7 protein-coding genes are annotated in these 8,613 nt (G+C 74.6%); 1 reads left to right on the forward strand and 6 read right to left on the reverse strand.

What is annotated here, in order from left to right; all coding sequences use genetic code 11:
- Position 1: 1 nt before the first annotated feature.
- Positions 2-868 carry a LysR family transcriptional regulator gene (locus ABFJ78_RS09190; RefSeq protein WP_436385450.1) on the reverse strand — a complete coding sequence of 289 codons (867 nt, stop codon included), beginning with the start codon at positions 866-868 and terminating at the stop codon, positions 2-4.
- 266 nt (positions 869-1,134) lie between these two features.
- On the opposite strand from ABFJ78_RS09190, the gene ABFJ78_RS09195 reads away from it, so the two are divergent.
- On the forward strand, positions 1,135-1,866 hold the full coding sequence (locus ABFJ78_RS09195; RefSeq protein ID WP_436385451.1) for an NAD-dependent epimerase/dehydratase family protein: 732 nt from the start codon (positions 1,135-1,137) through the stop codon (positions 1,864-1,866).
- 2 nt (positions 1,867-1,868) lie between these two features.
- Here ABFJ78_RS09195 and ABFJ78_RS09200 read toward each other — a convergent pair whose 3' ends face one another.
- The 5 genes from ABFJ78_RS09200 to ABFJ78_RS09220 all read right to left on the reverse strand — a co-directional run bounded on the left by ABFJ78_RS09200 (position 1,869) and on the right by ABFJ78_RS09220 (position 8,359).
- On the reverse strand, positions 1,869-4,757 hold the full coding sequence (locus ABFJ78_RS09200; protein WP_436385452.1) for a helix-turn-helix transcriptional regulator: 2,889 nt from the start codon (positions 4,755-4,757) through the stop codon (positions 1,869-1,871).
- Between the two features lie 67 nt (positions 4,758-4,824).
- The gene (locus tag ABFJ78_RS09205) at positions 4,825-4,998 is read right to left on the reverse strand and encodes a hypothetical protein (RefSeq protein WP_436385453.1); all 174 of its coding nucleotides are present in this window, start codon (positions 4,996-4,998) and stop codon (positions 4,825-4,827) included.
- A 40-nt stretch (positions 4,999-5,038) separates the two neighbouring features.
- Positions 5,039-5,221 carry a hypothetical protein gene (locus tag ABFJ78_RS09210; protein ID WP_436385454.1) on the reverse strand — a complete coding sequence of 61 codons (183 nt, stop codon included), beginning with the start codon at positions 5,219-5,221 and terminating at the stop codon, positions 5,039-5,041.
- 44 nt (positions 5,222-5,265) lie between these two features.
- A complete protein-coding gene (locus ABFJ78_RS09215) occupies positions 5,266-5,445 on the reverse strand; it encodes a hypothetical protein (protein WP_372666079.1) in 180 nt (59 codons plus the stop codon).
- Positions 5,446-5,482: 37 nt separating this feature from the next.
- Positions 5,483-8,359, reverse strand: coding sequence for a type 2 lanthipeptide synthetase LanM family protein (locus tag ABFJ78_RS09220; protein ID WP_436385455.1), 2,877 nt, complete (start codon positions 8,357-8,359; stop codon positions 5,483-5,485).
- Positions 8,360-8,613: the final 254 nt, after the last annotated feature.

The raw sequence follows: 8,613 nt of genomic DNA on the forward strand, positions 1-8,613 counted from the left end.
GTCAGCCCTCCGGGGGCACCAGGCTCGCGGCCGCTTCGACGAACGCGTCGATCAGCGCCGACCGCCGCGAGGCGAGCCACGCCAGGCACACGCGGTTCGGCGCGATGTCCTCCACCGGCACGGCGACCACGTCGGGCCGGGTGTAGAACGCCGCGGTCGACCGCGGGATGATGCTGATCCCCGCCTCGGCCGCGACCAGCTCCAGCTTCTCTTCGACGCTGTGGATCGGCGGGACCTCGGCCCGGTCGGTGCCGCGCAGTTCGACGGCGATGTCCCGCCACTCCGGGACGGCGTCGGGGTCCTGCAGCAGGTGCTCGTCGGCGAGTTCGGTGACCGAGACGGATTCCTTGCCCGCCAGGCGATGCCCGGCCGGCACGGTGACGACGCGCGGTTCCTCGAACAGCGGCCGCACCGTCAGCCCGCGCCGGTCGAAGGGCAGCCGGACGACGCCGACGTCGACGCGGCCGTCGTGCAGGACCTCGACCTGGTCGTGCCAGCTGGTGCGCAGCAGCCGGACGGCGAGGTCCGGCTGCCGCTCGGCCAGTATCCGCACCGCCGGGGTGACGACGATGCCGGGCATGAACCCGACGGTGAGCACGGGCTCGGCGGCCGCGGTGACCCGCCGCCGGACCGCGTCGGCCGCGGACAGCAGGCCGCGCGCGTCGTCGAGGAGCTGCTCCCCGGCCGGGGTGAGCACGGTGCTGCGGCGGTCCCGCACGAAGAGGGCGGTCTTCAGCTCGTCCTCGAGGGCGCGGATCTGCCGGGACAGCGCGGGCTGGGCGACGTGCAGCCGCGCGGCGGCCCGCCCGAAGTGCAGCTCTTCGGCCACGGCGACGAAGTACCGCAGCTTCCGCAGGTCGAGGTCCACAGTGGATCACCATTCCTGTCCGGTTCCGCACCGATCATCGCATGTCCGCGTGACGCCGCGCGGGCATCACAGCGCGCGCAACGGGTCTTGGACGCGTCCCACCCCGGCGGGACACGCTGGAAAGCGCAGACACCCAACCGAAAGGACAGCGATGAAGGTCTTCCTCACCGGCGGATCGGGCTACATCGGCCGCGCGACGATCGCGAGCTGGTGCGGCTGGGGCACACCGTCGAGGCGCTCCCCGCAGCGACCGCGCGGAGCAGGCCGTGGCCGCCGCCGGGGCGAGCGCGGTCCGCGGTGGCCTGACCGACCTCGACGTGCTCAACCACGCCGCCGCCCGCGCGCAAGCCGTGATCCACCTGGCCCAAGCCGTCAGCGGCGACGAGGACCTCGCCGCGGCGACCGCCATGCTGGACGGCGTCGGCGGCGGCACCTACGTGCACACCGGCGGCAGCTGGGTCTACGGCGACACCGACGGCATCCAGGACGAGACCGCGCCGTGGAACCCGCCGGCCATCGTCGCGTGGCGCAAAGCCGTCGAAGACGCGGTGCTGGCCCGCGCGAAGAACGGCGGACGGCCCGTCGTCGTCCAGCCCGGCCTGCTCTACGGCGGCGACAACCGCCTGATCGACGTCTTCTACGTCCAGCCGGGCAGGGAAAGCGGCGCGATCCCGTACCTCGGCGACGGCGCCAACCACTGGGCGCTGATCCACGTCGACGACCTGGCCCGGCTCTACGCGGCCGCGCTGTCGGCTCCGGCGGGCTCGGTGTACCTCGGGGTCGGCGGAGTCGACCCGACGGCCAAGGAGGTCGCCGAAGCGTGTGCCCGGGCTGCCGGGCTGAAGACCACTTCGATCGCGTTGGCCGAGGCCCGCGAGCGGATGGGCCCGATCGCCGACGCGTTCGCCCTCGACCAGCGGCTGACGTCGGCCAAGGCACAGCGCGAGCTCGGCCGGACGCCGGCGCACACCGATCCGCTGAGCGTCCTGGGTTCCTGAGTCTACTGTGGAGTGTTGCGCGCGTACTCGGTCAACGCGCTGCGGTTCTCCAAATGGGACTTCGCCATCAGGCTCGCCACGTGCTTTTCCACCGTGCGGGGCGAAATGTGCAGCCGACGGGCGATGTCCTTGTTGCCCATGTTGTCGGCCAGCAGCTGCAGCACCTCGTACTCGCGGACCGTGACGCCCGCCGAGCGCAGCTCCGCCGGGAGGCGGTCCGAACCTGTGCGGCGCTGGCCGACCGGGGCGCCGATCTTGCGCAGCAGCCCGCGGCACGCGCTCGCCACCGCCGTCACCTCCGCCTGGTGGAAGAACTCCTCGGCCTCCTTGAGCCACGCCACCGGGTTGCCCCAGCCGTCGGCCGCCGCGGACTCGGCCACCATGCGCAGGCCCAGGTGCCTGCTCACCGGGAACGGGGCCGCCGCCTCGATCGCCGCCGCCACGGCGGAGTCGGCCTGGTCGACGGCACCCGCGCGGCCGTAGCGGACCGCGTCGCCCAGCAGCACGAACTGACGGTTCCAGCGCATTCCGCTCACCGCCGCCGGGGGCCGGTCGGGTGGCGGGGAACCGTCGAGCGCCTCGATCAGCAACCGCAGGCCGTGCTGGCCGGCCAGGTGGAAGCGGCTCGGCTGGCGCTCCTCCAGCGCCAGCACCTGCGCCAGCTCGCGGCGGGCGCGTTCGGCGTCCTCCTCCAGCAGGGAGCAGAACACCTGGGCCAGCCCGACGCTCAGCACCAGCTCCTGCGCCGTCGCGCCGCCCTCCGCGCGGAAGTCCTCGAGCGCGCGCTCCATCCGCGGCCGGTCCGCCTGGTGGGCGGCCACCATCGCGCGCGTCATGTGCGTGTACTGCAGCAGCGCGACCAGCCGGAGCCGGCCCAGCACCGCGAGGTTCTCGTCGAGGATCCGGTCGGCGTGGGCGAACTCGCCGCGCATCACCGCGTGCACCGCGAGGCTCGCGTCGACCGCGCAGGTCAGCGTGATCGCGCCGGTGCGCTGGGCCTCCGCGCGGGCCAGGTCGAACGTCCGGATGTCGCCCTCGGCGAGCATCCGGTGCCCGCCGAGGCGGACCAGCACCTGGGTGCGCAGGTGCGTCAGCTGGTGGCGTTCGGCCAGCCGCCGCGCGAGCTGCAGGTAGCGCTCGGCCTCGGCCAGGTCCGACTCCAGCGCCACCATGCCGAGCACCTGCAGCGCCTGGCACGACACGAACGGCACGCCGGCGCGCTCGGCGACCTCCCACGCCTGCTCGGCCAGCTTCCGGGCCCGCTCGGTGTGCGCCGGGCCGGGGATGTCGAGCCACAGCGTCGCTTCGACGGCGTCGAGGGCCGCGTTCTGCTCCTCGGTCATCTCGCCGCCGAGCGGGGCGCGGGCCTGCTCGATCTGGTTGAGGCACTCGTCGTGGCGGCCGCCGATGTAGGCCGCCCACGCCAGCTGGACGTGCAGGTCGACCGCCCGCTCGAGGCTGCCGATCTCGGCGAACCGCGCGGAGAACTCCACCGCCCGGTCGAACTGCCCGGTCTGGCCCAGCGCGTGCAGCAGGGACTCCAGCGCGTCGGCCCGGTCGTCGGGGCTCGCCGTGGCCAGCAGCTCGACGGCGCGGGTCAGCATCGTCACCGCCGTGTCGGCCGCGCCGCCGTCGAGCGCGCGGCGGCCGGCTTCGGCGAACAGCCGCCCGGCGCCGGGGTGGTCCATCGCCGTCAGCCGCAGCGCCGCGGCCAGCGCGCACAGCTCGCCGGGCAGGCCGGGGTGCAGCTGCTCGACGGCGTCGGCGGCCCGGCGTGCCAGGTTCGCCTTCGTCGACGGCACGAGCCGGGCCAGCAGCGCCTCGGCGGTCAGCGGATGCCGGAAGGCGTACCAGCCGGGGGTGGTTTCGTCGGTGGTGACCAGGTGCGCGGCGACGCTCGCGCTGATGTGGTTGTGCAGCATGCGGTCGTCCATGTCGGTCACCGCCTGCACGACCGACAGCGGGAACCGCCGTCCCAGGACGGCGGCCACCGACAGCAGCGTTTCGCCGTCCTCGCCGAGCGCGTCGACGCGGGCGGCGATGCTGCTGATCAGCGCCTCCGGCACGCGCGCCTGCAGCTCGCCGACGACCTGCCAGCCGCCCGGCCCGCCGACGAGCAGGCCGTCGCCGAGCATGCCGTGCAGCAGCTCCTCGACGACGAACGGCACGCCCTCGCTGTTCTGCCACAACAGGTTCGCGACGGCGGCGGGCACCGCGGCCGGGTCGGTCTCCAGGCACGCGGCCGCGAACTCGCGGGTGCGTTCGGCGTCCAGCCGGCTCAGTTCGAAGGTGTGGCTGGACGAGCGCTGCGCGGCGGCCGAGGCCAGCCGCAGCGCCTCGCCCGGTTCGCCGCGCAGGGTGCCGATCAGCATCACCCGGCTGGACGCGAGGTTGTCGACGAGGTACTCGACGATGAACAGCGTCTCGGCGTCGGCGTTGTGCAGGTCCTCCAGCACGATCAGGCAGCCGCCGTCGCGGCCGGCGACCGACAGCAGCCGGAACACCGCTTCGGCCAGGACCAGGAGGTTCCCGTTGTCGTGCGGGCGGTCGCCGCGGTACCAGTCGGGCACGAGCCGGGCGAGTACCGGCACGAGCGGGTCGAGTTCGGGGGCGGCGGGCGGCAGACCGCCGCGGAAGTGCGACAGCAGGGCTTCGGCCAGGGGCCGGAACGGCACCATCGGGCCGATCGAGCTGGCCCGTCCGCGTAGCACCGGGAGCCCGGTCGCCAGTGCCCGCGAGGCGATGTCGGCGGCGAGCCGGGACTTCCCGATCCCGCCTTCACCGACAAGGAAGAAGGCCCCACCGTGGTCGGTGCGGGCCTTCTCCAGAGCCTGGGACAGGGCGCCGAGCTCCCTGTCGCGTCCGATGAGACGCGTCGAACGGATGCCCATCGCGGTCACTATAACCGGATGCGCGCCCTCCGGACGTAGGTCGAATTACCGACGCCCGGCAGTCTCACTATTCGGTGAAGCCGCCCGTGACGACCGTGATGTCCATCGTGGTCAGTGAGTTCTGGCCGACCCGTGCGGCCTTGCCGGACAGCGCGTGGTTGCGGGCGCCGGTGCGGGAGGTCCGGGGAAGGGTCAAGTCGCCGATCGGGTTGTCGGTGCCGGCGAAGTCGTGCTCGGTCATGCGGGTGGCTCCACTCTCGGTAGTGCTGGGCCGGACGGGGTTATTCGGCGAAACCGATGCCGACGGTGAAGACCGGGGTGATGTCGAGGGTGTCGGCGCCGTGGTGGCTCAGCCGCGCGCTCCGGCCGGCGAGGGCGCGGTTGCGGGCGCCGGTCCGGGTCGGCGCCGGGAGGGTGGGGTCGCCGATGGGGTTGTCGGTGCCGGTGAAGTCGTGCTCGCTCATGGCGTGTTCTCCGCTTTCGGTCGCAGGTCGGGGAGGGACGGAGGTCAGAGGGCGAAGGTGCCGTTGGTGACGACGGTGGGGCCACCGAGCGTCTCGAGGGTCATCCCGGACAGCCGGGGCCGGGTGCCGGCCAGCGCCTGGTTGCGGGCACCGGCGCGGTTCGCGCGGGGGAGCACCAGGGCACCGACGGTGGCTTCGACGGTCTCGGCGGTGGTTTCGGGCATCGTTCGTTCTCTCCTCGTGAGGTGGGGCGGGGACGGGTCAGCGAGTCGGTGGCTGCAACAGCAGCGCGGAGGGGACGCGACGGCCGAAGCCGAGGCGCAGCAGGCCGTAGCCGATGCCGGCCAGGCCGGTGAGCAGGCCGGGGGAGGCGACGCCGTCGGGCGTGCCGCAGCGCGCGCCGTCCTGTTCGACGGCGGTGAGCAGCTGCCCGGTGCGGGTGGCGACCGCGGCGGCGGCGCCCTCGTGGCCGGCTTCGGCGAGGAAGCCGAGGACGTCGGTGATGCCGGTTTCGCCGTGGCAGAGGCTCAGGTCGCGCAGCGGGTCCTGGCCCGCGAGCGCCGCGACCTGCTCGTCGAGGCCGAGCAGCGCGGGTTCGCCGGCGTAGGCGAGGACCTGGCCGGCCAGCCCGGAGCACCAGCCGTGCCCGGTGGCGGTTTTCGCGGGCGGGAGAGTCGCGGTCTCGCGCGGGTACCCGGCCAGCGCCCAGTCGACGCCGGCCGCGCCGTGCGCGAACCCGGGGTCGGCGAGGTCGGGGTCGATCGAGCGGACGGCGAGCTCGGCCGCGTAGGCGTCGGCCAGCAGGGCGGCGCCGGAGAGCCCGGTCTGGCCGGCCACCGAGCGCAGGGCGACGAGCCCGCCGGCGAGCCCGGTGGTGTACCGCGGAGACGTCTCGGGGGTCGGCGCGGGCATCACGGCGACCGTCCGGGCGGTCAGGTCGAGCAGGTCGGGCCGGTCGAGCAGCCGGGAAAGCCGGGCCGCCGCGTAGGCGACGCCGCCGAGCCCGAGCAGCCCGCCGGGACCGGCCGCCGCGGCGAGGTCCGGGTCAGCCTCCAGCGCCGAGACGAGCCCGGGCAGCCCGGAAAGCGCCTTCCCGGCCAGTTCGCGGTAGCGGTCGATGCCGGTCAGCTCGGCCAGCTGGGCCAGGAACAGCGCGACCCCGGTGTAGCCCTCGCCGAGCCCGGCGCCCATCGGCAGCACGGTCCAGTACTTCTCGTCGACGAGCTCCAGCCCGACCCAGTTGACGCGGCCGCCGCCCGAGGCCGCGCGGGCGACGATCGCGTCGGCGATGCCGCAGGCGGCCGAGAGCAGGTGCGCCGGTTCGGGGCTCTTGCTCGGCAGGACGGGATCGGTGACGCCGGTGCCGGTGTGGGTTTCGGCGGCGGGCCGGGTGGCCAGCGCGGCGGAGATCAGCCACTCCTGGTCGCGGCGGTCGATCGTGGTCATCCCGGCGACCTTCGCGCGCACCGACACGAGCGGCGGTTCGGCCAGCAGCCCGGGCAGCCGATTGCCTTCGGCGTCCCAGAGGTCCGTGGTGCCGGCCCGGCCGGTGAACATCGGGACGTCGCCCGCCCACAGGTCGGTCAGCTCGGCGGCGACCAGGCCGCGGCGGACGTCGTCGGTGCTGTCGTCGTGCAGCAGCCCGAAGGCCTCGTCGCGCGCGGCGGCGTCGGCCAGCAGCGACGGGTGCGTGGTCTCGTCGAGCAGCCGCGTGTAGAAGCTGGTCGGGCGGACCAGGACGCGGATGCCGGCCTCGGCGCAGCGGTCGAGCAATGGCCCGAACTCACCGGCGCCGGCGGCGATGGCGTCGTACCCGGCGCGGAACCCGGCCAGCAGCGCGGCGCCGTGCTCGGCGGGCTCGACGTCGACGCCGCCGAGGGTGGGCCGGTTGACGCCGGTGCCGACGCCGCCGGGCACCCGGGTCAGCCGCATCCGGTCGGTGCCGGCGTCGAGCCAGTCGACGCGGGTGAGCGCCGGGGCCGCCGCGCGGCCGCCGCCCAGGCCGGAGATGTCGACCGCGCCGTGCTCGCCGACGATCATCTGCGGCAGCAGCATGGTCCGGTGCACCGACCGGGCGAGCAGCTCGGCCGCGGGGTCGACGTCCTCCGCGTCGGCGGGCAGCACCGGCTGGAAGAGCGTCTCGATGTCGATCAGGACGGGCTGGTCGCCGGCGGCGATGATGTTCTCGAAGTGCACGTCGGTGCCGTCGAGGGCGTGCAGCAGGGCGAGCAGCACGCCCTGGCGGCGGTAGAACCGGTCGACCTCGGTGAGGTCGGCGCACGGCCGGTGCTCGACGAAGCGGAGCCAGCCGTAGCCGGGGCGCACCAGGACGTCCACCGTGCTCAGCTCGAGGCCGGGCACGCGCGGGTTGAGCCACTCGACCAGGCCGGTGAACGCGGCGTGCAGGTCGAGCGGACGCGGCTTGTAGATCACCCGCGCGCCGCCGGCGAACCGCAGCTCCCGGACCGAGCGGCCGCGCTGGTGCGCGTCGCCGGTCCCGCCGCTGATCTCCACCAGCAGACCGGGCTCCGGACCGGTGAACGCGGTGAGGGCGGCGCGGTCGGCGTCGAAGCGGCCGAGCAGCTCGGTGACGGCCGCGATCGCCTGCAGCGACGCCTGCGCGGCGAGCCGGGCGAGCACGGGGTAGCGGTGCAGCAAGTCGGTCAGCCCGGCCGGGGTGCCGGTCCGCCGCACGAAGTCGGCGAACCGCTCTTCCCCGGTGTCCCCGGCCAGGATCCCCGCGCGGCGGGCCCGGCCCAGCTCCAGCACCAGGCTGCGGGCGGCGAGCCCGGCGAGCTGGTGCCCCAGCCGCGTCGCGCACCCGTCGGCGATCGCGGTGGCGTCGACGGCGGGCGAAGCCGCTGCGGCGCCGGCGACCGCGGCGCGGGCCGCGTCGGTGAAGGGCCGGAACACCGCGGCGAAGGCGGTGCGCCAGTGCGCAGACCCCGCACTTTCACGTGAAAGTGCGGCTCCCGGGGTCGCACTTTCACGTGAAAGTGCGGCTTCGGCGAAGTCGACCCACGCGGGACGGGCGCCGCCGGGGCGGCGTTCCTGCGTGGTCAGCGCCGCGGCCCACCAGGTGGGCGGGAGCGTCGTGGTCGCCGGGTTCGGCTGCGGGGGAATCACGGGATCGAGCATGCCAGCGGGTGACGTGGGTTACATGGGGGTGCCGCGCCCGCATTCCGACGCGGCATGGGGGCCTTCTAGGGGTTCATGGGGGCGCTGCCGGGAAAACGCCTGGTCACCGACTGGGTGGTGGGGCCGTCCGGACGTGGCGGCTGATCCATTCGGCGGGCGGGCTCGACCGGGGTTGACGGTGGGGTCCGCGTCCCTGATCCCCCATGTGGGGCACCCACGTCCCACCGGACTCCGCGGTCGCGCGCGCGGCCGCG

Origin of the sequence: Amycolatopsis sp. MEPSY49 (assembly GCF_051337345.1) — a bacterium.
GTDB lineage: Bacteria > Actinomycetota > Actinomycetes > Mycobacteriales > Pseudonocardiaceae > Amycolatopsis.